This window comes from Xanthomonas sp. NCPPB 3582 (assembly GCF_041475735.2).
GTDB classification, from domain to species: domain Bacteria; phylum Pseudomonadota; class Gammaproteobacteria; order Xanthomonadales; family Xanthomonadaceae; genus Xanthomonas; species Xanthomonas codiaei.
Map to the genome: position 1 here is coordinate 2,405,652 of NZ_CM192968.1, position 21,517 is coordinate 2,427,168.

17 protein-coding genes, 5 tRNA genes and 2 pseudogenes are annotated in these 21,517 nt (G+C 65.4%); 12 read left to right on the top strand and 12 right to left on the bottom strand.

Going from position 1 to position 21,517, the window contains the following annotated elements; genetic code table 11:
* Positions 1-97 precede the first annotated feature (97 nt).
* Both ACCQ05_RS10225 and ppsA read right to left on the bottom strand, forming a co-directional pair.
* The gene (locus ACCQ05_RS10225) at positions 98-1,054 is read right to left on the bottom strand and encodes a mechanosensitive ion channel family protein (protein WP_228961463.1); all 957 of its coding nucleotides are present in this window, start codon (positions 1,052-1,054) and stop codon (positions 98-100) included.
* Entirely contained in the window at positions 1,054-3,447 is a 2,394-nt protein-coding gene (ppsA, locus tag ACCQ05_RS10230) for a phosphoenolpyruvate synthase (RefSeq protein WP_372393680.1), read from the bottom strand. The genes ACCQ05_RS10225 and ppsA overlap by 1 nt, the downstream gene beginning before the upstream one ends.
* Positions 3,448-3,589: 142 nt before the next feature.
* Between ppsA and ppsR the strand changes: the two genes are divergently transcribed.
* From ppsR to ACCQ05_RS10245, 3 genes are all read left to right on the top strand, one after another.
* Positions 3,590-4,411: a posphoenolpyruvate synthetase regulatory kinase/phosphorylase PpsR gene (gene ppsR, locus ACCQ05_RS10235; RefSeq protein WP_372393681.1), complete on the top strand. Its 822-nt coding sequence runs from the start codon at positions 3,590-3,592 to the stop codon at positions 4,409-4,411.
* A gap of 203 nt (positions 4,412-4,614) precedes the next feature.
* Positions 4,615-5,124 (top strand): DUF1249 domain-containing protein, encoded by a 510-nt coding sequence (locus tag ACCQ05_RS10240; protein ID WP_228961460.1) that lies wholly within the window; start codon positions 4,615-4,617, stop codon positions 5,122-5,124.
* Positions 5,125-5,342: 218 nt separating this feature from the next.
* Positions 5,343-5,831, top strand: coding sequence for an NUDIX hydrolase (locus ACCQ05_RS10245; protein WP_372393685.1), 489 nt, complete (start codon positions 5,343-5,345; stop codon positions 5,829-5,831).
* 222 nt (positions 5,832-6,053) lie between these two features.
* On the opposite strand, the gene ACCQ05_RS10250 is transcribed toward ACCQ05_RS10245, so the two are convergent.
* Entirely contained in the window at positions 6,054-6,812 is a 759-nt protein-coding gene (locus tag ACCQ05_RS10250) for a 3-hydroxybutyrate dehydrogenase (protein WP_104542142.1), read from the bottom strand.
* 139 nt (positions 6,813-6,951) lie between these two features.
* Between ACCQ05_RS10250 and ACCQ05_RS10255 the strand changes: the two genes are divergently transcribed.
* The 7 genes from ACCQ05_RS10255 to ACCQ05_RS10285 all read left to right on the top strand — a co-directional run bounded on the left by ACCQ05_RS10255 (position 6,952) and on the right by ACCQ05_RS10285 (position 13,513).
* Complete coding sequence (locus ACCQ05_RS10255; protein ID WP_167394648.1) at positions 6,952-7,566, top strand: CDP-alcohol phosphatidyltransferase family protein; 615 nt, start codon at positions 6,952-6,954, stop codon at positions 7,564-7,566.
* Positions 7,567-7,621: 55 nt separating this feature from the next.
* Positions 7,622-8,755: a class III poly(R)-hydroxyalkanoic acid synthase subunit PhaE gene (gene phaE / locus ACCQ05_RS10260; protein ID WP_372393687.1), complete on the top strand. Its 1,134-nt coding sequence runs from the start codon at positions 7,622-7,624 to the stop codon at positions 8,753-8,755.
* Complete coding sequence (locus ACCQ05_RS10265; protein WP_228961457.1) at positions 8,752-9,828, top strand: class III poly(R)-hydroxyalkanoic acid synthase subunit PhaC; 1,077 nt, start codon at positions 8,752-8,754, stop codon at positions 9,826-9,828. The genes phaE and ACCQ05_RS10265 overlap by 4 nt, the downstream gene beginning before the upstream one ends.
* Before the next feature lie 103 nt (positions 9,829-9,931).
* On the top strand, positions 9,932-10,129 hold the full coding sequence (locus ACCQ05_RS10270) for a PspC domain-containing protein (RefSeq protein ID WP_228961456.1): 198 nt from the start codon (positions 9,932-9,934) through the stop codon (positions 10,127-10,129).
* Positions 10,099-10,587 (top strand): hypothetical protein, encoded by a 489-nt coding sequence (locus ACCQ05_RS10275; RefSeq protein WP_228961455.1) that lies wholly within the window; start codon positions 10,099-10,101, stop codon positions 10,585-10,587. Before ACCQ05_RS10270 ends, ACCQ05_RS10275 begins: the two co-directional genes overlap by 31 nt.
* A gap of 234 nt (positions 10,588-10,821) precedes the next feature.
* Positions 10,822-11,049 carry a hypothetical protein gene (locus ACCQ05_RS10280; RefSeq protein WP_029219973.1) on the top strand — a complete coding sequence of 76 codons (228 nt, stop codon included), beginning with the start codon at positions 10,822-10,824 and terminating at the stop codon, positions 11,047-11,049.
* A 103-nt stretch (positions 11,050-11,152) separates the two neighbouring features.
* Entirely contained in the window at positions 11,153-13,513 is a 2,361-nt protein-coding gene (locus ACCQ05_RS10285; protein WP_228961454.1) for a Tex family protein, read from the top strand.
* Positions 13,514-14,080: 567 nt separating this feature from the next.
* On the opposite strand, the pseudogene ACCQ05_RS10290 reads toward ACCQ05_RS10285, so the two are convergent.
* The 3 genes and pseudogenes from ACCQ05_RS10290 to ACCQ05_RS10300 all read right to left on the bottom strand — a co-directional run.
* Positions 14,081-17,071: pseudogene (locus ACCQ05_RS10290) on the bottom strand (PAS domain S-box protein); the annotation flags it as partial.
* Positions 17,072-17,113: 42 nt separating this feature from the next.
* Positions 17,114-17,839: pseudogene (locus ACCQ05_RS10295) on the bottom strand (PAS domain-containing protein); the annotation flags it as partial.
* A 109-nt stretch (positions 17,840-17,948) separates the two neighbouring features.
* Positions 17,949-18,329 (bottom strand): response regulator, encoded by a 381-nt coding sequence (locus ACCQ05_RS10300; protein ID WP_228961452.1) that lies wholly within the window; start codon positions 18,327-18,329, stop codon positions 17,949-17,951.
* Between the two features lie 138 nt (positions 18,330-18,467).
* Here ACCQ05_RS10300 and ACCQ05_RS10305 point away from each other — a divergent pair.
* Both ACCQ05_RS10305 and ACCQ05_RS10310 read left to right on the top strand, forming a co-directional pair.
* Positions 18,468-18,554: transfer RNA gene (locus ACCQ05_RS10305), tRNA-Leu, on the top strand.
* Positions 18,555-19,098: 544 nt separating this feature from the next.
* A complete protein-coding gene (locus tag ACCQ05_RS10310; RefSeq protein WP_104542152.1) occupies positions 19,099-19,275 on the top strand; it encodes a hypothetical protein in 177 nt (58 codons plus the stop codon).
* 177 nt (positions 19,276-19,452) lie between these two features.
* On the opposite strand, the gene ACCQ05_RS10315 is transcribed toward ACCQ05_RS10310, so the two are convergent.
* From ACCQ05_RS10315 to ACCQ05_RS10340, 6 genes are all read right to left on the bottom strand, one after another.
* Positions 19,453-19,528, bottom strand: a tRNA-Glu gene (locus ACCQ05_RS10315).
* 47 nt (positions 19,529-19,575) lie between these two features.
* Positions 19,576-19,651 (bottom strand) — tRNA-Ala (locus tag ACCQ05_RS10320).
* Positions 19,652-20,178: 527 nt separating this feature from the next.
* Positions 20,179-20,254, bottom strand: a tRNA-Glu gene (locus ACCQ05_RS10325).
* 47 nt (positions 20,255-20,301) lie between these two features.
* A tRNA-Ala gene (locus tag ACCQ05_RS10330) sits at positions 20,302-20,377 on the bottom strand.
* Positions 20,378-20,476: 99 nt separating this feature from the next.
* The gene (locus ACCQ05_RS10335; protein WP_372393689.1) at positions 20,477-20,938 is read right to left on the bottom strand and encodes a c-type cytochrome; all 462 of its coding nucleotides are present in this window, start codon (positions 20,936-20,938) and stop codon (positions 20,477-20,479) included.
* An 8-nt stretch (positions 20,939-20,946) separates the two neighbouring features.
* Positions 20,947-21,360: a c-type cytochrome gene (locus ACCQ05_RS10340; RefSeq protein WP_228961449.1), complete on the bottom strand. Its 414-nt coding sequence runs from the start codon at positions 21,358-21,360 to the stop codon at positions 20,947-20,949.
* Positions 21,361-21,517: the final 157 nt, after the last annotated feature.

The following is a 21,517-nucleotide window of genomic DNA, read 5'->3' on the forward strand; positions in this document are numbered from 1 at the left end:
CCGCATGGCGCAGGCCCGCCACCTGCGCAAGCAGGGCTGGCGAACGAGAAAGGCCGCATCCTGCGATGCGGCCTTTTCGTGTCTCGGCCGGTCGAACTCACCGTGCCAGCGGCGGCCCCTTGGTGAGATCGCCATCGTCGGTGACGCCCTTGAGCAGCAGATTGGAGATCGGCTTGCCGTCGGCGTCGTGGTGATACACGTGCAGATCGCGCTGGGGATACGGAATATTGAGCCCGTTTTCCAGCAACTGATTGCGGATCTGCTCCAGCGTGGTGCTCTTGGCTGCGCCGAAATTGCCATTGGTGGCATAAGCGAACAACATCAGGTCCACCGTGCTCTCGCCCAGGTTGGTCACCTGCACGAATGGTGCCGGCGATTCCAGGATGTTGGGATTGTCCTTGGCGATCTGCAGCAACAGCTGCTGGGCCTTCTTCAGGTCATCGTCGTAGCCCACACCCACCGTCACGTCCAGGCGGCGGTTGGGCAGGGTGCTGTAGTTGATGATGGGGGCGGTGGTGATGGTGCTGTTGGGCAGGGTGATCATGCGCTCGTCGAAGGCGCGCAACCGGGTCTGGAAGATCCTGATCTCGTCGACAACGCCTTCCTGCCCGGCGATGACCACATGGTCGCCATCGCGCATCGGCCGCAACACGATCAGCATCACGCCGGCGGCGATGTTGGACAGCGAATCCTTCAACGCCAGACCCACGGCCAGGCCGGCCGCGCCGAGTACCGCGATCAGCGAGGTCGGAGGCACGCCGATCTGGCTCAAGGCGCTGACGAAGACCAGCACCAGCAGCAACGCATACGCCACGTTGCGAAGGAAGTTGGTCAGCGTGGTTTCGATCCGTGCGCGTGTAAGCGCGCGGTGCAGCCACTGGCTCAGCTGCTTGGCCAGCCACATGCCGATCACCACGATCAGCAGCGCCAGGCCGCAGTTGAGTGCGTACTGCGCCCAGTTCACGCTCGACCAGTCGAAGGCCGGCGACTTCGCCGCCGGCTTGACGGCCGCTGCTCCCGCAGCGACCGCCATCATTGCGCCCAACAGTCCCATCAGCTCTCGCTCTTGAGCTTGGCCAGGCGCAGCCAGGTATCGACCACGGTGTCAGGATTCAGCGACACCGATTCGATCCCCTCCTGCATCAGCCACTCGGCCAGTTCCGGATGGTCCGACGGCCCCTGGCCGCAGATGCCCACGTACTTGCCCTTGGCGCGCGCCGACTTGATCGCCATCGACAGCAGCTTCTTCACGGCCGGATTCCGCTCGTCGAACAGGTGGGCCACGATCGAAGAATCGCGGTCCAGGCCCAGGGTCAGCTGGGTCAGGTCGTTGGAACCGATCGAGAAGCCGTCGAAGATCTCCAGGAACTCGTCGGCCAGCAACGCGTTGGACGGCAGCTCGCACATCATGATGATCTTTAGCCCCGGCTTTCCATCAGCACCGTCGCCTTGCTTGAGCCCGTTCTGTCCCAGCACCTCGATCACCTTGCGGCCTTCCTCCAGCGTGCGCACGAACGGGATCATCACCCAGAGGTTGTCCAGGCCCATCTCGTTGCGCACCTTCAGCACCGCCTTGCACTCCAGCGCGAACGCCTTGGTGAAGGACGGATCGACATAGCGGCTGGCGCCACGGAAGCCGATCATCGGGTTCTCTTCATGCGGCTCGTAACGCGAGCCACCGATCAGGTTGGCGTACTCGTTGGACTTGAAGTCCGACAGGCGCACGATCACCGTATTCGGCGCCACCGAGGCGGTCAGCGTGGCGATGCCTTCGGCCAGGCGATTGACGTAGAAGCTCACCGGATCGCCATAGCCGGCGATCTTGGCGTCGATCTTCTTGCGCACGTCGGCGTCCTGCTTGTCGTATTCGAGCAGGGCATTGGGATGGATGCCGATATGCGCGGCGATGATCATCTCCAGGCGCGCCAGGCCGATACCGGCGTTGGGCAGCTGGCCGAAGTCGAAGGCGCGCTCCGGGTTGGCCACGTTCATCATGATCTTGAGCGGGGCAGGCGGCATGTTGCCCAGGTCGGTGGTGGTGCGCTCGAACGGCAGCAGGCCATCGTAGATGAAGCCGGTATCGCCTTCGGCGCAGCTCACCGTGACCTGCTGGCCATCGCTGATCGCATCGGTGGCATTGCCCGAGCCGACCACCGCCGGCACGCCCAGCTCGCGCGCAATGATCGCCGCGTGGCAAGTGCGCCCGCCACGGTTGGTGACGATGGCCGATGCGCGCTTCATCACCGGCTCCCAATCGGGGTCGGTCATGTCGGCAATCAGCACGTCGCCGGCCTGCACGCGGTTCATGTCGTCCAGCGAGCGCACTACGCGTGCGACGCCACTGCCGATCTTGGCGCCGACCGCGCGGCCTTCCACCAGCACCTTGGCATCCTTGGCGTCGAGGGCGAAGCGCTCGATCTGGGTGGCGTGGCTGCGCGACTTCACCGTCTCCGGACGCGCCTGCACGATGAACAGCTTGCCGCTCACACCGTCCTTGGCCCACTCGATATCCATCGGGCGGCCGTAGTGCTTCTCGATCACCAGGGCCTGCTTGGACAGTTCCTGCACGTCCTCGTCGCTGATCGAGAAGGTGTTGCGCAGCTCCACCGGCGTGTCTTCGATGCGCACGCGCTCACCGGGCACGTCCGAATACACCATGCGGATCGCCTTGCTGCCCAGCGAACGGCGCAGGATGGCCGGCTTGCCCGTGGTCAGCGTGGGCTTGTAGACGTAGAACTCGTCCGGGTTGACCGCGCCCTGCACGACCATTTCACCCAGGCCGAAGCTGGAGGTCACGAACACCACGTCGCGGAAACCGGACTCGGTGTCCAGCGTGAACAGCACGCCCGACGAGCCCACGCCCGAGCGCACCATCAACTGCACGCCGGCCGACAGGAACACGTCCTCGTGCTTGAAGCCGTGATGCACGCGATAGGCGATCGCGCGATCGTTATAAAGACTGGCGAACACTTCCTTGACCTTGTGCACCACATCGTCGGCGCCGGTCACATTGAGGAAGGTTTCCTGCTGGCCCGCGAACGACGCGTCCGGCAGATCCTCCGCGGTGGCCGAGGAGCGGACCGCCACGGCCACTTCGCCGCCGCCGTTTTCGGCGCACAGCTTGTCGTAGGCGGTGCGGATGTCGCGGTCCAGCTCCGGTTGCAGTGGGGCGTCGATCACCCAGCCGCGAATTTCCTTGCCGGCCACGGTGAGGGCATTGACGTCTTCCACGTCCAGCGTCTCGAGCTTGTCGAAGATGCGCTTGGACAGGTCGTTGTGGGCAATGAAGTCCTTGAAAGCCTCGGCCGTGGTCGCATATCCACCGGGAACCGAAACGCCCAATCCGGCCAGGTTGCCGATCATCTCGCCGAGCGAGGAATTCTTACCGCCTACGCGGGCCAGATCGACCAGGCGTAGCTCATGCAACCACAGGATATTCTCGTTCAAGCGCGATGCTCCGTATGGCCATCGCCCGAGCGGGCTGGATGGCCGCGTCCGTAGGAAGAAGCCGCTATGATGCAGTGCACAGCGGAATCTGCACAAGCATGAACCCGTAAGTTTTGGACACTAGTTCAAAGAGGTGGTCTTGATGTCAACAATCCGGCCGGTGTTCTACGTCTCCGATGGAACCGGTATCACCGCTGAAACGATTGGGCATAGCCTGCTCACGCAGTTCAGCGGATTCAACTTCGTCACCGACCGCATGTCGTTCATCGATGATGCAGAAAAAGCGCGCGATGCCGCGATGCGGGTGCGCGCCGCCGGCGAGCGGTATCAGGTGCGACCGGTAGTCGTCAATTCGTGCGTGGATCCACAGTTGAGCATGATCCTGGCCGAAAGCGGGGCGCTGATGCTGGATGTGTTCGCGCCCTTCATCGAGCCGCTGGAACGCGAGCTCAATGCGCCACGGCATTCGCGGGTGGGGCGTGCGCACGGCATGGTGGATTTCGAGACCTACCATCGCCGGATCAATGCAATGAATTTTGCCTTGAGCCACGACGATGGCATGGCGCTCAACTACGACGAGGCCGACGTGATCCTGGTAGCGGTCTCGCGCGCGGGCAAGACGCCGACCTGCATCTATCTGGCCCTGCATTACGGTATCCGCGCCGCGAACTATCCGTTGACCGACGAGGACCTGGAGAACGAGCAGTTGCCGCCGCGCCTGCGCAACTACCGCAGCAAGCTGTTCGGCCTGACCATCGATCCGGAACGTCTGCAGCAGATCCGCCAGGGGCGTCGCGCCAACTCCCGCTATAGCGCCGCAGAAACCTGCCGCCGCGAGGTGGCGATCGCCGAGCGCATGTTCCAGATGGAGCGCATTCCCTCGCTCAGTACCACCAATACCTCGATCGAGGAAATCTCCAGCAAGGTGCTCTCGACCCTGGGGCTGCAGCGCGAGATGTTTTGAGGAGCCGGGATTCGCAGGGCGGGATCTGGGATTGGGCAGGCACGCGGCGCGTTCGCCGTTCGGATGCTGCCGCGATTGATCGGACGGCCTGCTGGCAATCCAGGGGACATCAAGCGGGCGGGGCAGTGCTCCGCCAAGGTAGGCCTGTCGTCGGGCCGGCGTCAATGCTGCCCGTGCGGCAGCGCAGCGTGTAGGATCGGTGCATGGCCCAGACATTGAGCAAACTCGACATCATTCCGCGCCTGAGCCGGTTCGGCTGGCTGATGGGCCTGTATGCGGAGAACTTCCAGCATCTGACCCGCCTGTTCGCCCCGGGCGATCTGGCACCGGGTTCGTATGTCTCTTCGATCGGCGATGGCCTGGACCTGCGCCTGGACGTGATCGAGTGCCACCGCTACACCGTCGAGTTGCGGCTGACCTACGACCTGTGCGACCCGGTCACCGGCGAGCCGGATCCTTCGGCCTACGTGCGCCTGTACCGCGATGCCCGCCAGGCCGAAACCACGCATTGCTATGTGGGTCGTCGCTGGCAGGACGTGATGGGCATGTTCCCGCCGCCGGCCGAGCTGATCAGCCACCGCATGCGCATGAACACCTTTTTGGGCAAGTGGCTGGAATACCTGGCCGAACGCGGCCATGGCGTGGCCACCCTGCGGCTGGATTCGGAGTACGTCGCCCCGCCAAGGCCGGGTGTGCAGGCTGCTGCCGGCTGACATCTGGCACGGCGGTGCGCCTTGCGCTGTGGCGAACGCGACAATGGCTGCCGGTTCATCGCGGCGTGATGCGGGACCGGCCAGGCTGCATATCGCGTGAGTGCCGCCCACAGCGCCGGCCCATCGAGGCAGTGAGGCAGGATCGCGGCCAGCGATTCCTTCTGCGTCCAGGCGATGGCTTCGGTCATACTGATGCGCTTCGTGCCAGATCGTATGCCATGCCCTATACCCCGATCGTCGCCACCCTGGGCTACCTGCTGTCGCCGGACGGCACGCAGGTGCTGATGATCCACCGCAACGCGCGCCCGGGCGATCAGCATCTGGGCAAGTACAACGGGCTTGGCGGCAAGGTGGAGCCGGAGGAGGACGTGTTGGCCTGCATGCGCCGCGAGATTCGCGAAGAGGCCGGCGTGGAGTGCGGCGACATGCAGTTGCGCGGCACCATCAGCTGGCCGGGCTTCGGCAAGCAGGGCGAGGATTGGCTGGGGTTCGTGTTCCTGATCCGCAGTTTCGATGGTGTCCCGCAGGCATCCAATCCCGAGGGCACGCTGGAGTGGGTTTCCATCGCGCAGATGGATCAGGTGCCGATGTGGGAGGGCGACCGCAATTTCCTGCCGCTGGTATTCGACGGCGACCCGCGGCCGTTCCATGGCGTCATGCCGTATCGCGACGGGCGCATGCAGTCCTGGAGTTATTCGCGCGTCTGAGGGAAATGTGGCCGCCGGCGCGCTGCGCGCGAGCGGCGAACCTTACGCCGTGTTCCTTCGTCAACGCGGAGGCACCGGCCAGCGGCTGGGGGGCGCCTGGGACGCGTCGCACAGTTTTCCACACCGCCTGTGGATGGAGGCTGCGCAAGTCTGTGGACAACCCATGACAGCCCTTGCGCTGCAACGCTGTCAATCTGGCTGGCGAAAATTTCACCAGTGCGATTATTGGGCAGTCCAGCCGCCATCGATGGCGATGGATTGCCCGGTGATGTTGCGCGCAGCGCGCGACATCAGGAAGGACACTGTGCCGGCCAGCTCGTCATATTCGATGAAGGCGCCCTTGGGCATCGGCTTGAGCATCACGTCGCGGACCACGTCGTCTTCGGCGATGCCGCGTGTGCGCGCCTGGTCGGCGATCTGGCGCTCCACCAGCGGCGTGCGCACATAACTGGGGCATAGCGTATTGACGGTGATGTCGCAGTCGGCGGTTTCCAGCGCGATCACCTTGGACAAGCCGACCAGGCCATGCTTGGCCGCGACATAGGCGCTCTTGTAGGGGCTGGCCACCAGCGAGTGGATGCTGCCGATGTTGACGATGCGTCCGTAGCCGGCCGCGCGCATGCCGGGCAACACCGCCCGGCTCAGGCGTGCGGCGCCGGTGAGCATCACATCCACCAGCAAGGCCCAGCGCTGCATCGGGAAGTCTTCCAGCGCCGCGACCTGCTGCAGGCCGGCGTTGTTCACCAGCACCTGCGGCGCGTGCGATGCGCTGGCCAGTGCGCGCGCGACGCTGTCTTCGTCGCTCACATCCAGCGCCAGTGCCTCGGCCGAGCCGCCAGCCTGGCGCACCTGCTGCGCGAGCCGCTCGGCGGCGGCCAGGTCCATGTCGCTGACCAGCAGATGGTGGCCGTCGCTGGCCAGATGGGTGGCGATGCCGGCGCCAATGCCGCTGCCGGCGCCAGTGATCAGGATGCTGCGCATCGGGTATCCTCGGAAGTCGGGAGAGCGTGCGCGGCCGGGAGCGGCCACGCTGATCGCCAGCCTAGCGGAGTGCGGAGCAACGGTCGCCTGCGTGGCGCGCGCGCGTTACCCTTTGCGCCTCGCTTTCCTCAGGCTCCGCATGAAACGCCATTTTTCGATGCTGCGCGATTTCCAACTCGCGGACTGGTTCACCCTGGCCAACGCCTTCTGCGGCACCGGGGCGATCTTCGCGGCGATGCGCTTCCTGCAGGAAGGCCACCGCGGCGACCTGCTGCTGGGCATGGCGTTGATTCCGCTGGCGTTCGTGTTCGATGCGCTGGACGGACACGTGGCGCGCTGGCGCAAGGCCTCGTCCACACTGGGGCGGGAACTGGACTCGCTGGCAGACGTGATCTCGTTCGGCGTTGCGCCGGCCGCGCTCGGTTATGCCTGCGGCATGCGTGGCGGTTGGGACTGGTTGGTGCTGAGCTATTTCGTCTGCTGCGGGGTGAGTCGACTGGCGCGCTACAACGTGACCGCCGAAGAGATCGCCGGCGATGCCGACAAGGTGCCGTACTTCGAAGGCACGCCGATTCCCACCAGCCTGGCGCTGGTGATCCTGCTGGCGGTGGCCGCCAGCACCGGCCGCATCGGCGAGACTTTGTGGTGGGGGCAGTGGCAGCTGGGCCCCTGGCAGTTCCACCCGCTGGTGCTGCTGTTTGCGGTCTCCGGCTCGCTGATGATCAGCAAGACGCTGCGTATCCCCAAACCCTGAACGGCAACGCCCGGTACACGCGGTAGGATGGCCGGGTGGACACACGTGCGAGTGGATGATGGCAAGCAGCGGTTCGGACAATGGCAACTTTCAGGACAAGGCGCGCCAGTACTGGGCGGCTTGGGGAGAGGCCATGCGTCACGGCCAGGCCGGCCCCGCTGCGCAACCGCCTCCGCCCGCAGGTGGCGATGCGCCGCAGGACTGGCGCAAGGCGGTGGACTGGTGGTCGCAGCTGTTGCCCACCCAGGCCGCGCCGCAGGCGCAGGAGGCCATCGACCGCTTCAGGACCCAGGCCGGCAACTGGTTCGGCACCATGCAGCAGGTCGCCGCGCAGTTTGCCGGGCGCGATACCTCGGCCACTGAGGTCTCCGATGCCTGGCGGCGTGCCGTGCAAGGGCAGGGCGAGCAACTGATGCAGTGGACCCTGGGCTCGCTGCGCGGCGGCAGCCCCGGTGGCTTCGATCCCTGGTTGCAGCAGGCGGCGCAGGCCTTGGGCAAGTGGCGGGAGGAAAACGCGCCATGGCTGGACATGCCTGCCTTCGGGCTGAACCGCAATCATCAGGCGCGCCTGCAGAAACTGGCACGCGCGCAACAGGAGTTCCAGGCCCAGTCGCAAGCCTACGCGGAGCAGTTGAAGGCGGCGATCGAACAGGCCTTCGCTCGCTTCACCAGCAAGCTGGGCGAACACGAAAGCAGCGGCAGCCAGCTGACCAGCGCACGCGCCCTGTTCGATCTGTGGATCGAGGCGGCCGAAGAGTCCTACGCCGACATCGCGCTGTCGGACCAGTTCCGCGAGGTCTACGGCGGTTTTGCCAACGCGCATATGCGTCTGCGCGCCGCGCTGCAGGAAGAGGTGGAGCAGCTCAGCGAACGCTTCGGCATGCCCACACGTTCGGAAATGGATGCCGCACACCGCCGCATCGCTGAGCTGGAGCGGACGGTGCGGCGGATGCTGCGCAGCGCGACCAGCGCATCGGGCAAGGCGGGAGCGCCTGACGAACCGGAGGTCGAGTCGGTGAAGCCGGCGCCGACCCCGCGCAAGGCGGCATCTGCCGCAGCTGCGGCGCGCAAGCCGGCAGCCGCCGCCAAGCCGGTCAAACCTGCGGCCGCCAAGCCGGCCTCCAGGGCTGGCGCCGGCAAAGCCACAGGCAAACCCGCCGCCGGTAAACAGCGTGGAGCCAGCGCATGAAAGGGCCGCTGGGATTCAGTGCCGAAGATCTGATGCAGGAGACGCTGTCGCTGCAACGCAAGCTGCGCGAAGGTCTCAAGCTGCTGCCCGGCGTGGAGGATGTCGACTACGGCGTCACCGAACGCGAGGAAGTCTGGCGCGACGGCAAGGTGGTGCTGTATCGCTTCGTCGGCGAACAGGCACCGGTGGCCACGACGCCGCTGCTGATCGTGTATGCATTGGTCAATCGCCCGTACATGGTCGACCTGCAGGCCGATCGCTCGCTGGTCAAGGGCTTGCTGAGCCATGGCCAGGACGTCTATGTGCTGGACTGGGGCTACCCGGATCGCTCCGAGCGCTATCTCACGCTGGAAGACTATCTGTTGCGCTACATCGACGGCGCAGTGGATCACCTGCGCGCGCACGCCGGGGTGGACGCGGTGGACGTGCTCGGCATCTGCCAGGGCGGCACGTTCTCGCTGTGCTACGCCGCGTTGCAACGGCACAAGGTGCGCAACCTGATCACCATGGTCACCCCGGTGGATTTCCACACCCCCGACAACATGCTGTCCAACTGGGCGCGCATGGTCGATGTGGATCTGTTCGTGGACACCATGGGCAACGTGCCCGCGGATCTGATGAACGCCAGCTACCTGATGCTCAAGCCGTTCCGGCTCAACCTGCAGAAGTATGTCGGCCTGCTCGACATCCTCGACGACAAGCAGGCGCTGGAAGATTTCCTGCGCATGGAAAAGTGGATCTTCGACTCGCCCGACCTGGCCGGCGAGGCATTCCGCGAATTCGTTACCCTGTTCTACCAGCGCAACGGACTGGTCACCGGCCAGGTGCGCATCGGCGGGCAGGCGGTCGATCTGCACGATGTCGACATGCCGGTGCTGAACATCTACGCCGAACACGATCACCTCGTTCCGCCGGATGCCTCGCGCGCCTTGCGCGGCCTGGTGGGCAGCGAGGATTACAGCGAGCTGAGTTTTCGTGGTGGGCATATCGGCATCTATGTCTCCGGACGTGCGCAGCGCGAGGTGCCGGTGGCCATCCATCGCTGGCTGCAGGCGCGCGACAACAGCGCCTGATATCTGCAAGGGCAACGCCGGTCGGCGCGCGGCGCCGGTGCCCATCACGATCTGCTGTCGTCGGGCTTTCTAGACTGGCCGTCACGTTTCCAGGAACCTGCCCATGGCCACCACCGCACTGTCCCGTTCTATCAACGATCGCATGATCGCCGGCGTCGTCGGCGGTATCGCGCGTCGCTTCGGTTGGAGTTCCACGCTGCTGCGCGTGCTGTTCGTCATCGTATCGATCGCCTCGGCGGCGTTTCCCGGCATCCTGGTCTATCTGATCCTGTGGCTGCTGATTCCCAACCAGGCAGACTGACCCGGTTGCGGCATGGGCCGGCGGCGTTGCTGGCCCTGGGTGCACTGTGGACGCTGCCCAATACCGCGCTGGGTCTGGCGATCGGTGCGCTCGGAAGCTGCTTTGGCGCACGCCCGCGCTGGTCGCGGCAGGAACTGGCCATCGTCTTCGATCGCTGGCCCTGGGGACCGGGTGGGGCGATGACGCTGGGCAATGTGATCCTGCTCAAGGGCCAGTCGCTGGACCTGCACTGCAGCACCTACGCGCATGCGGCCGGCCGCTGCACGCATCCGCCGGTACGGTTGGGCGACCATGAGCGCGCCCACGTCTATCAATACATGCTGCTCGGCCCGCTGTTCCTGCCGGTGTATCTGTTCTGCGGCGGCATCCACGTGCGCAACCCGCTGGAACGGGCGGCCGATGCCTACGCTTTGCATGGCCGCGGCTGGTGGCCGTGGTGGCCTTGCGTGCGGCATTGAACCGCCTGCAGCGGTTCAGCCAGGCCGGCCGTCGCCGCCTGTCGGGTGAGGCGATGGGAACGGGGCAAGGGAACGGAGATAGCCACCGCTGGTGAAGCCGCAGTGAGGCGAGGGCGGCATTGGCGCCGTCACCAAACCGCAAACAGCCGGCGTTAACGTGCGTGGAAAGCTCCTCACGACGCGCTGGGTATGCTCGTGTCCCTAACGTAGCAACTGCAACAAAGAAGGTGTGGTATGTCGATTGTCCTGTACGTCGGTGGCAGCAAAGATGGCGACAAGGGCGTGGTGCCTTACGGGTTCAGCAAGTCGCGTGCAATGACCGATGCCGGCCCGGAGGTGTACGTGGAGCGCATGGTGCCCCTGAAAGACATGGGCAAGGTGCGGGTGATGGCGCTGGAATCGCTGCACGAGAGCATCCTGGTCGAACGCGCCGCCAGCCATTACGCGCACCGCGCCAGCTGAGCGCGGCGGCACTGGTTTACCACGGCGCTGTCAACGGGTTTCCGTGGCGGGCGCGCACTGCGAAAATGCATTTTTTCAGTGAAGCGGTTCACCCCGCGCCGTCATGCACGATAGCCAGCTTGCCCAGCAGATCGCTCGCACCATCGCCGATGAGATCGGTGCCCAACCCGCCCAGGCGCGTGCCGCCATCGCCCTGCTGGACGAAGGCGCCAGCGTTCCCTTCATCGCCCGCTACCGCAAGGAAGTCACCGGCGGCCTGGACGATACGCAGCTGCGTAACCTGGAAACGCGCCTGACCTACCTGCGCGAGCTGGAAGACCGCCGCGCCGCCATCCTGTCCAGCATCGCCGAACAGGGCAAGCTCAGCGACGAACTGCGCAACGAGATCGCCGCCGCCGACACCAAGTCGCGGCTGGAAGACCTCTATCTGCCCTACAAGCCCAAGCGCCGCACCCGCGCGCAGATCGCACGCGAGGCCGGGCTGGAACCGTTGGCCGACGGGTTGCTGGCCGACCCGACCCAGGCACCCGAGGTGGCTGCGGCAGCCTTCATCGACGCCGAGAAGGGCGTGGCCGACATCAAGGCCGCGCTGGAAGGTGCCCGCGCCATCCTGATGGAGCGCTGGGGCGAAGATGCCGCACTGGTTGGCGAGCTGCGCAGCTGGTTGAACGACAACGGCGTCATCCGCGCGCGCGTGGCCGAGGGCAAGGAAGAGGCCGGTGCCAAGTACCGCGATTACTTCGACCATGCCGAATCGCTGGCGAAGATTCCCTCGCACCGCCTGCTGGCCTTGTTCCGCGCGCGGCGCGAAGAATTCCTGCATCTGGACCTGGACCCGGGCACCGACGCCGAGGCGGGGCACCAGTACGCCGAAGGCCGGGTGGCGCGCAATGCCGGCATTTCCAACGACGGCCGCCCGGCCGATCGCTGGTTGCTGGACGCCTGCCGGCTGACTTGGCGCGCCAAGCTGCACATGCACCTGCTGCTGGACCTGTTCAACCAGGCGCGCGAAAAGGCCGAAGCCGAAGCGATCGCGGTGTTCGGTGACAACCTCAAGGACCTGATGCTGGCCGCACCGGCCGGACCGCGCGTGGTGCTGGGCCTGGACCCGGGCATCCGCACCGGCTGCAAGATTGCCGTGGTCGATGCCACCGGCAAGCTGGTGGCCACCGAGACGATCTACCCGCATGAGCCCAAGCGGCAGTGGGACCAATCGTTGCAGACCATCAAAAAGCTGTGCATGCAGCACAACGTGGAGCTGATCGCGATCGGCAACGGCACTGCCAGCCGCGAGACCGACAAGCTGGCTGGCGAGGCGATCGCATTGTGCGAGGGCGCCAAGCTGCAGAAGATCGTGGTCAGCGAAGCGGGCGCATCGGTGTATTCGGCGTCCGAATTCGCCGCCAAGGAATTCCCCAATCTCGATGTGTCGCTGCGCGGCGCGGTGTCGATCGCGCGGCGCCTGCAGGACCCGCTGGCCGAACTGGTCAAGATCGAACCCAAGGCGATCGGGGTGGGCCAGTACCAGCACGACGTGGACCAGTACCGCCTGGCCAAGGCACTGGATGCGCGCGTGGAAGACTGCGTCAACGCAGTGGGCGTGTACGTCAATACCGCCTCGGCGGCGCTGCTGTCGCGCGTGTCCGGGCTGTCCAGCACGGTGGCCGAAAACATCGTGCGCCATCGCGACGACAACGGCCCGTTCAAACGCCGCAAGGACCTGCTCAAGGTGCCACGCCTGGGCGACAAGACCTTCGAACAATGCGCCGGCTTCCTGCGCATCGCCGATGGCGAGGAGCCGCTGGATGTCTCGGCGGTGCACCCGGAAGCGTATCCGGTGGTCGAGCGCATCGTCGCCAGCACCGGCAAGCCGATCAAGGCCTTGCTGGGAGATGGCAGCTTCCTGCGCGGACTCAAGCCGGAGCTGTTCACCGACGAACAGTTCGGTGTGCCGACCGTGCGCGACATCCTCAAGGAGCTGGAAAAGCCCGGCCGCGACCCGCGCCCGGAATTCAAGGCTGCGCAGTTCGCCGAGGGCATCGAGGACATCAAGCACCTCAAGCCGGGCATGATTCTGGAAGGCGTGGTCAGCAACGTTGCCGCGTTCGGCGCGTTCGTCGATATCGGCGTGCATCAGGATGGCCTGGTGCACATCTCCGCGCTGTCGGACACCTTCGTCAAGGATCCGCGCGATGTGGTCAAGGCCGGCGACATCGTCAAGGTCAAGGTGCTGGAAGTGGATGTGGCGCGCAAGCGCATCGCCTTGACCCGGCGCCTGTCCGACACGCCACCAGCGGCCGATGGCACCTCGCGCGATGCGCGTGGCAATGGCGGGCCGGGGCAGGGCCGTCGCGACGGTGGTGGTGGGCGTGGACCGGCGCAGGGCAACAGCAAGCCGCGCACCACCGCTCCCCCGGCCGATAACGCGCTGGCCGCCGCATTCGCCCGCGCCAAGCGCACCTGAGTCATTACTGCCTTGCGTGGCGACTGGCTTGAAGTGGTTGGGTAGCAACGTTGTGGATCAGTTGCAGAGCGGCTGATGTGCAACGTGACTGCAGGGCTCTTGCCCGCCACCCTCGCCGGACACGGCGCAAGTACGTCCTTGCAGGCGCTGATGCGGCATCCATGCCGCCCAAGGTTCCGCGACGGTAAGCGGGCAAGGATCGGTCAAGTCGGTCGATGCGCATGGCTTTCGATAAAACCACCAGCAAACGTGCTGGCGCGGTGCCCTTACCGCTTGCGGGACCGTTGGCGGCATGGATGCCACCATCGAGCTTCCATGGACGGATTCACGGCGTGTCCCGCAAGCGGTGAGGGCGCCGCGCCCTCGATGACCTGAGCTTTTGACTGCATCCAACAAGCGACGCCACGCCCCGAATCCAATCGTGCGGACGCGGCCTGGAATCCAATCCGGCTGCAATTGACGCGTGCCGGGATGTCAGACCGTTCGCTTCTGCAGGAAATTCTGCATGTGCGAGCTGGTCGTTAGCATTCTTCCCGCTCCTGTCGTATCGGCCGCTGCCGGGCGATTTCACGCCGCTCCATGCACCGCGCGCGTCGGCACCACCAGGCGTTCGATCAGATCGACCAGGCCGGGCGGCTCTACCGGTTTGCCCATGTGCGCATCGAAGCCAGCCACCACCGCGCGGTCGCGGTCTTCCTCGCGCACGTAGGCCGTCAGGGCGATTGCCGGGATATGCCGCGGCAGTTCGCCGCCACCGGCCCGCACGGTGCGGATCAGATCGTAGCCATCGCGCACCGGCATCGCGATGTCGCTGACCAGCACGTCGAAGGGAGCCTCGACCAGGCACTGCTCGGCCGCCTCCACCGAGCCGGCGGCCTGTACCTGCGCACCGGCCAGTATCAGGAACTGCATCACCGCCTCGCGCGAATCCTGGTCGTCGTCTACCAACAACACGCGTACGCGGTCCAGGCGCCCATGGCAGTCGGGCGGGAGTGGGCCCACCTGGGTCGTGTCGGCCGATGGCGGGCGCAGTCCGCTGACACCATGCTGGAACGGCAGCACGATGGTGAACAGCGCCCCCCGGCCCTCGCCGGCGCTGGATGCGCCCAGGCTGCCGCCATGCAGGTCCACCAGCTGGCGCGAGATCGACAAGCCCAGCCCAAGGCCGCCGACGCGGCGCGTGGTGCCGGCATCGGCCTGCCGGAACCGGTCGAAGACATGCGGCAGAAACTCCGGCGCGATGCCGATGCCGGTGTCCTGCACGCACAGTCGCAGGCGCCCATCTTCCACATCCAGGCCCACTCGCACAGTGCCGCCCGGGGCAGTGAACTTGAGTGCATTGCTGAGCAGGTTAGTGAGCACCTGCTGCAGACGTCCGGCATCGCCAAAGAACCACAGCTCGCTATCGATGGGCGCATCCAGTTCCAGCGCGATGTCGCGGGCGAGCGCGGCCGGTTGCATCAGGTCCAGCGTGCTGCGGGCCAGGCCGGCGATGTCGAAGTGCTCGGCCTGCAGGCGGATCTTGCCGGACAGGATCGCGCTCATGTCCAGCAGGTCGTCGATGATCTGCGTCTGCGCACGCGCGCTGCGCTCGATGATCACCAGGCCCTTGCCCAGCGTGTCCGCTTCGAAGCTAGGCGACTGCATCAGCCGCGACCAACCCAGGATGGCATTGAGCGGCGTACGCAATTCGTGGCTGAGCGTGGCCAGGAATTCGTCCTTGACCCGGCTGGCATGTTCGGCCTGGTTGCGCGCGGCCGTTTCGGCCTGCAGCGACAGCTTGAGCTTGGCGTCGACGCGGGTCCGCTCGATCACGATCCCGGCCAGGTGCGATGCGGAGCGTGCCATCGCCTGTTCGCGCAGCGAGGGCAGGTGGGTGCGGTCGTAATAGATGTTGAGCGTGCCCAGTACCTGGCCATTGCTGGCCAGGATCGGCGTCACGCAGCACGCTACGATGCCCAGTGCCGCCGACACCGCATGATGGCGGCTGAAGCTCGGCTCGGCTTGGATGTCGGTGCAGATGATTTGCCGCCCGATGTGCGCGGCGCGTGCGCAGGGCGGGCCGTCCGATGCGATCGGCACCGGTTCGAACTGGCCGTGGTACTCCAGCGGAAAATGCGGTGCCGACCCGAAGCTCAGGGTGTGGCGAATCTCATCCAGCACCATCACCGAGCAGTACAGGGGAATCTCGCCGCGCGCTTCCACGCTCAGCGCAATCGCGTCCAGCACCACCGGCAGCGGCGCGCCGGTGGTGATCAGGCTCAGGATCGCGCGGTCGGAGGCGGTGGCATCTTCGATGTGCTTGCGTTCGGAGATATCGGTGAGCGAGCCGATATGCCCGAGAAAGCGCCCATCGCTGGAAAAATGCGGCGAGGCGGTGTCGATGCACCAGCGGTACTGGCCGTCGTGGCGGCGCACGCGGTATTCGGCCAGGAATTCGCCACGCCGTTCCAGCGCCTGTTCGAAGGCCAGCCGTACGCGCCCGGCGTCGTCCGGGTGCATCACGTCCCACCAGCCCTGGTCCAGCGCCTGGTCCTCGCCCTGGCCGGTGAAGTGGTACCAGCGCGGGTTCCAGTACACGCACGCGCCTTGCGCATCGGCCATCCAGATCATTGCCGGCACCGTCTCGCATAGCGCGCGGAAGCGGATTTCGCTCTCGCGCAGTTGCTGCTCGAACATGCGGCGATCATGGATGTCGGTATAGGTGCCGATCCACTCGGCAATGCAGCCATCCTCGCCACGTACCGGCAATGCGCGGGTCAGATGCCAGCGCGCCTGGCCATCGTGACGCAGCAACTCGCATTCCATCTCGTACGCCTGCTCACGCTGCAACGCCGTGGTCCAGGTCTCGCCCGACAGCTGCAAGCCCGCACTGGTGTGGGCCCGATGCCAGGCCGCCTCCTGGTTGTCGGCCGGATCCAGGCCGGTGTACTCGTACCAGCGCTGGTTGAAATAGTGCGGCCGGCCATCGGGTCCGGCAATGAAGATGATCTGCGGCAGCGTGTCGGCCAGGCGCCGCAGGCGCGCTTCGTTGGCCGCCAACTGCTGTTGCGCCTTTGCCCGTTGCATCGACTCCCAACAGCGCGCCGCTACCAGCCGGACCAGCTCGATTTCGGTGGACAGCCAACGTCGTGGGGCGCGCTGGTGCACGCCGATGGCCGCCACCAGACGGCCATGCTTGTGCAACGGAATCGCCAGCGACGCGCGCAGGCCCGAGCGACGATACTGCTCGGCCACGTAGTCCGGCGCGCCAGGTGCCTTGGCATCGGTGGTGAACCACGGGCGATTGTCCAGCAGCGCATCGCGCAGGCCTTGCGCCGCTTCCAGCGGAAAGTCGCCCTGCAGGCTGGGCATGTCCTGCACATGGTCGCTGATGACATGCATGGTGCTGCCGTCGGCGGCCGCCAGCCCGAAGGCGCAGCGGTTGGCCTGCAGATGCTCGCCCAACAGGCGCACGCTGGTATCGATGATCTGGCGCGGGTCGGAGACATTCTGCAAGGCGTCTTCGAGCATCAGCAGGAAGCTGTCGCGGCTCTCGCTGCGCCGCTGCGCGGTGACATCGAAGCCGTGCACCAGGATCGCATCGATCCGGCCATCGCTGTCGCGCATCGGTTGATAGAGGAAGTCGACGAAGGTTTCATCCAGCGCGCTGCCGGGCGAGCGCTGCAGATAGGCCGTCATCGACTCGCCGATGAAAGGCCGCCCGCTGCGACGCACCTCGTCGAGCAGGCCGAGGTAGCCCTGGTCGGCGATTTCTGGCATGGCATCCAGCAGCGCGCGGCCCAGTAACGGCCGCTCGCCGACCAGGTCGTGGAAGCGTTGGTTGACGCTTTCGATGACGTAGTCCGGCCCACGCAGCACCGCCATGAACGCTGGCGATTGGTCGAGTGCCGATGATGCGGCGGGTGCCGCGATGGTGGGGCAGGGCGGATCGATGCCGGCCGCAGATCCGGCGGCCACATACAGCGTGCCCACCTGCTGACCGTTCTCCAGCACCGGGCTGCTCGACCATGTCGACAGCTGCAGGCCCCCGGATGCGTCGCCCGGCAGGTCGCCGATTGTCAGCTCGGCAAGCGGCTGGCCGAACGCAACCGGATGGCGCGCCCCCAAGTGCACAATGCAGGCATCGTTGTAGATGCAGCAGGCGTGATTGCCCCAGGTCAGCAGCATCGGATGGCGTGCGTGCAGGCAGACCGACAGCGTGGTGCGCAAGGCGACACTGCCGCGCAACAGCGGATCTGCGGCGCAGGGAGATGCCAGCAGCAAGCTTGCAGTTTCGCTCGTTTCCGGTAACAGGCCGGCAAACGGCGACACGGCAATATCCATCCAGCATTCCGCCCGTGGCTTTTCGATGTCTGATTCTAGTGACAACGCGTCCGCTGGCAAACGCAGCTGCCTTCCCGCCGGAAAGGCAGCCGGGCCGCGGCCCGCCAACTCAACTGTCGGCGCCGCTCAACTGCCGCGCGCGCGACAGCGCATTGACCAGTTCGTCGGACAGGTAAGGTTTGGTCAGGATCACGCCGCGTTCGAAGCCGGCGGGGATGCTGCCGGTGGCCACGCCCGTGGCCAGTACGAACGGGATGCCGCGCTCGGCCAGCAGGCGGGCTACCGGTTCGCTGGTCTCCCCATTGCCGAGGCGATAGTCCAGCACCGCGATATCCGGCGCATCGGCCTGGATCAACTGCAGGGCATCCTGGACTTGCCCGACCGGGCCCACCACCGCCGCACCGATGTGGGAGAGCTGCAATTCGAGCAACATGGCATTCATGTCATCGTTTTCGACCACGAGCACCCGAACTCCACGCAACACCGACATTGCTTACTCCTTCACCAAGTCGGCCAGTATATCGAGCCTACTCAGCCGCAGCGCTGCCGACGCCGCTCGCACCTGAATTCGTCAGGCGCGCGGCAACACTGTTCGTTTTATTCGCGAGCCGCTATACTGCGCGGCCACGCCGAAGTGGCGGAATCGGTAGACGCAGCGGACTCAAAATCCGCCGCCCTTAAAAGCGTGTGGGTTCGAGTCCCACCTTCGGCACCAGATACTGCAGTAACAGCAAAGCCCTTCCGGCAATACCGGAGGGGCTTTTTGCTTCAGGTCGGCCGACAAGGCGTAGCGAGCGACCGCCTGGCGGCCGCGCAGCAGTCTAGTAAGCTGCTCGCAGCGCTCTTGTGCATGCACGGGCGAGGATGCGGTGCCCACGGATGGATCCAGCGTCATGCGGGCGAACCTTGTGCACGGCTGCAGTGGTGCACCTGATCGAGCGCTTATCGACACCGCGGACATGACGGTCGCGTAGTCTCCGGCGCGCACCGCGCAACCTGCGCAGATGTGTCGGTGTTGCCAGGTGGCATCGGTGCGCGATGCGATCCACCGCTCTCGTGCGCTGGATCGCGCAAGGGCACTGGCGTGTGCGCGCAGGTGACGCAGCAGGTGCGGCCAACGCGTGGGTCGAGTGCGCGCGTGCGAACGCGGCAACGGCATTGAATCGTCGAGATCGCGTGCGTGTCGGATGACGCTGCAGGCACGCAACCATCACGGCCGGTGCGTACCTTGAAGCTCTCCCTTCAGGCCGGTGCTCACCATGGACTTCGATGCTTCCCAGCAATTGCGCATTCTGCGCAACATCCACGATACCCAACCCGTGACGGATGAAGAGGCCAATTGGGCGGTGCGCGCCGGGTATGCCGCTCAGGCCGAGGATGGCGATATCGACCTGACGCATGAAGGTCGCAAGGCGCTGGATGACGGACAGGCGTAACGAATCCTGCTGTCTGCGCAGGTGGCTTGCATGCCCGGCCGCAGTTGCCTGCGATCGGGCTTACCGACACGCCATGCATTCGATGCGTGTGCTCTGCGCGACAGCTGCAACGCGCAAGCAGGATTCTTGAGAGGCGTGGATAAAAAAAGCCCCGGCAGTGCCGGGGCTTTGGATGATTGGCGTCCCCACGGGGATTCGAACCCCGGTGTCCACCGTGAAAGGGTGGTGTCCTAGGCCTCTAGACGATGGGGACGCGTATCAAAACCTCGTTGCCCAATCCAGACGGCCTAATGTCTGAAGTGGTGGAGCCAGGCGGGATCGAACCGCCGACCTCCTGCATGCCATGCAGGCGCTCTCCCAGCTGAGCTATGGCCCCGCGTTGCTGCGAGCCGGCAATCATAGCGACCTAAATCATCTTTGGGAAGGGGTCTTCGAAAAAATTTGCTGCAGCCGCGATTGCGGCGCAACCGCTGCACGTCGAAGTGCGTGTTATCTCGCATTCCTTCGGCGCGCCGATCGCATCGTCATGGCAGTCAGATGCGAGGCCATCGACGCTGCGCGTCGGTGGCGGGTTGTCATTGCTGCACCGCCGGCCTTGCTGCAGGTCGGTGCAATCTGTGTGTGCTATCGCGATGGTGTTGCGTGCGATCTCGCTCGCAGCGTAGTGGAGAGATGCGAGCGAGATCGATGGCGTCGCCGCGAGCGTGTTGCCTAGTGCGCTGCGGACGCCGGGCAGGTGGTATGGCCATCGGTGACGTACTGCGTGGCGACCACTGATCTTGCGCCTTGATGAGGCGAGCCAGCCGGAGTGTCGTCACGCGTCGATGTGCGCGCTTCATTGCGGGCTAGGAGGAACTTTTCGACGCATAAAAAAGCCCCGGCAGTGCCGGGGCTTTGGATGATTGGCGTCCCCACGGGGATTCGAACCCCGGTGTCCACCGTGAAAGGGTGGTGTCCTAGGCCTCTAGACGATGGGGACGCGTATCAAAACCTCGTTGTCCAATCCAGACGGCCTAATGTCTGAAGTGGTGGAGCCAGGCGGGATCGAACCGCCGACCTCCTGCATGCCATGCAGGCGCTCTCCCAGCTGAGCTATGGCCCCACGAAACTGAGAACGAAATGATAGCGGCCTGTTAATGTTCGCGCAAGCGCTTTTTCATTCCGATTGAGACGACGCCGGCGTGCGCGTCGAGCCCGCGCATTATTTGACGCCGTGCAGGTCTCGCAGCTGCGTCGGCCGCGCGCCGAAATAGGCAGCCAGATCGGCAATGTCCTGATCGCTCAGCGCGGTCGCCTGCGCCGTCATCAAGGGGTGCTGACGGTCTCCGCTGCGATACGCCTGCAAGGCATGCGCAAGATAGTCGCCGTATTGTCCGCCTAGCTTGGGATAGCTGGGGTCGATCGGGGCATTGCCGTCTGCGCCATGGCAGTCCACGCAGCTCTGGCCGGTGGCCTTGCCCTTGGCATGTGCGAGCTTGTCGCCGGCGTCCGCACGACCGGTAGGCAACCCGGCCGAGGAACTGGAACCGTGTTCGCCGCTGGCATGGCCGGCATCGCCAGCGGAATGATCGGGGGATTCGACCTGGGATTGGGAGCAGGCCGCCATTGCGAAGGCAGCGACCAGGACGATGGCTAGACGCGGAGCGTACAGGGCGTTCGGCATGTGGGCGCTTATTTGAGAGTGGACAGGAAGGCGGAGATGTCGGCGATGTCCTGCTCGGAGAAACTCTGCGCCTGCGCCTGCATGGTCGGATGCTTGCGCTTGCCCTGGCGGTATTCGGTCAGCGCCTGGGTCAGGTACTGGCTGGACTGGCCCCCGATCTTGGGCACGCGATAACTGGGGTAGGCGTTCTTGTAGCCGGTGACGCCGTGGCAGCCCTGGCAGGTGTAGGCGAGCAGGCGGCCATTGGCTGGGTTGCCGCTCGGTGCGGCAGGCGCCGCTGCGGCAGTGGCTGGCGCTGCCGTGGTGGTGGCAGGCGTCGGCGTGGCCGGTGTTGCAGGCGTGACTGATGGTGTCGCTGATGCGCCCCCAAACGGCAGGAAGACGACCAGAGCGAGACAAGCGGCGAGCGGCTGCGGGCGCATGGTTTCGTATCCGGAAGACTGATTGAGCGTCCGCACGTGGGGGCGTGACGGAACCGGACCGAGTATGCCTGCGATTTGGCGCGGCGCAAACGGGGTGAATACGCGAAGTTGAACAGACCATGACCTTTGGCGCATTGGCGACATGCGCACCCAGGTG

Excerpts from the sequence above, each read along its gene's own strand:
- ACCQ05_RS10245 (WP_372393685.1), top strand. The coding sequence starts at position 5,343 with ATGCCCTATACCCCGATCGTCGCCACCCTGGGCTACCTGCTGTCGCCG.
- ACCQ05_RS10335 (WP_372393689.1), bottom strand. The coding sequence starts at position 20,938 with ATGCCGAACGCCCTGTACGCTCCGCGTCTAGCCATCGTCCTGGTCGCT.
- ACCQ05_RS10240 (WP_228961460.1), top strand. The coding sequence starts at position 4,615 with ATGGCCCAGACATTGAGCAAACTCGACATCATTCCGCGCCTGAGCCGG.
- ACCQ05_RS10300 (WP_228961452.1), bottom strand. The coding sequence starts at position 18,329 with ATGTCGGTGTTGCGTGGAGTTCGGGTGCTCGTGGTCGAAAACGATGAC.
- ACCQ05_RS10285 (WP_228961454.1), top strand. The coding sequence starts at position 11,153 with ATGCACGATAGCCAGCTTGCCCAGCAGATCGCTCGCACCATCGCCGAT.
- ACCQ05_RS10225 (WP_228961463.1), bottom strand. The coding sequence starts at position 1,054 with ATGGGACTGTTGGGCGCAATGATGGCGGTCGCTGCGGGAGCAGCGGCC.
- ppsR (WP_372393681.1), top strand. The coding sequence starts at position 3,590 with ATGTCAACAATCCGGCCGGTGTTCTACGTCTCCGATGGAACCGGTATC.
- ACCQ05_RS10280 (WP_029219973.1), top strand. The coding sequence starts at position 10,822 with ATGTCGATTGTCCTGTACGTCGGTGGCAGCAAAGATGGCGACAAGGGC.
- ACCQ05_RS10250 (WP_104542142.1), bottom strand. The coding sequence starts at position 6,812 with ATGCGCAGCATCCTGATCACTGGCGCCGGCAGCGGCATTGGCGCCGGC.
- ACCQ05_RS10265 (WP_228961457.1), top strand. The coding sequence starts at position 8,752 with ATGAAAGGGCCGCTGGGATTCAGTGCCGAAGATCTGATGCAGGAGACG.
- ACCQ05_RS10340 (WP_228961449.1), bottom strand. The coding sequence starts at position 21,360 with ATGCGCCCGCAGCCGCTCGCCGCTTGTCTCGCTCTGGTCGTCTTCCTG.
- ACCQ05_RS10255 (WP_167394648.1), top strand. The coding sequence starts at position 6,952 with ATGAAACGCCATTTTTCGATGCTGCGCGATTTCCAACTCGCGGACTGG.
- ACCQ05_RS10270 (WP_228961456.1), top strand. The coding sequence starts at position 9,932 with ATGGCCACCACCGCACTGTCCCGTTCTATCAACGATCGCATGATCGCC.
- ACCQ05_RS10310 (WP_104542152.1), top strand. The coding sequence starts at position 19,099 with ATGGACTTCGATGCTTCCCAGCAATTGCGCATTCTGCGCAACATCCAC.
- phaE (WP_372393687.1), top strand. The coding sequence starts at position 7,622 with ATGATGGCAAGCAGCGGTTCGGACAATGGCAACTTTCAGGACAAGGCG.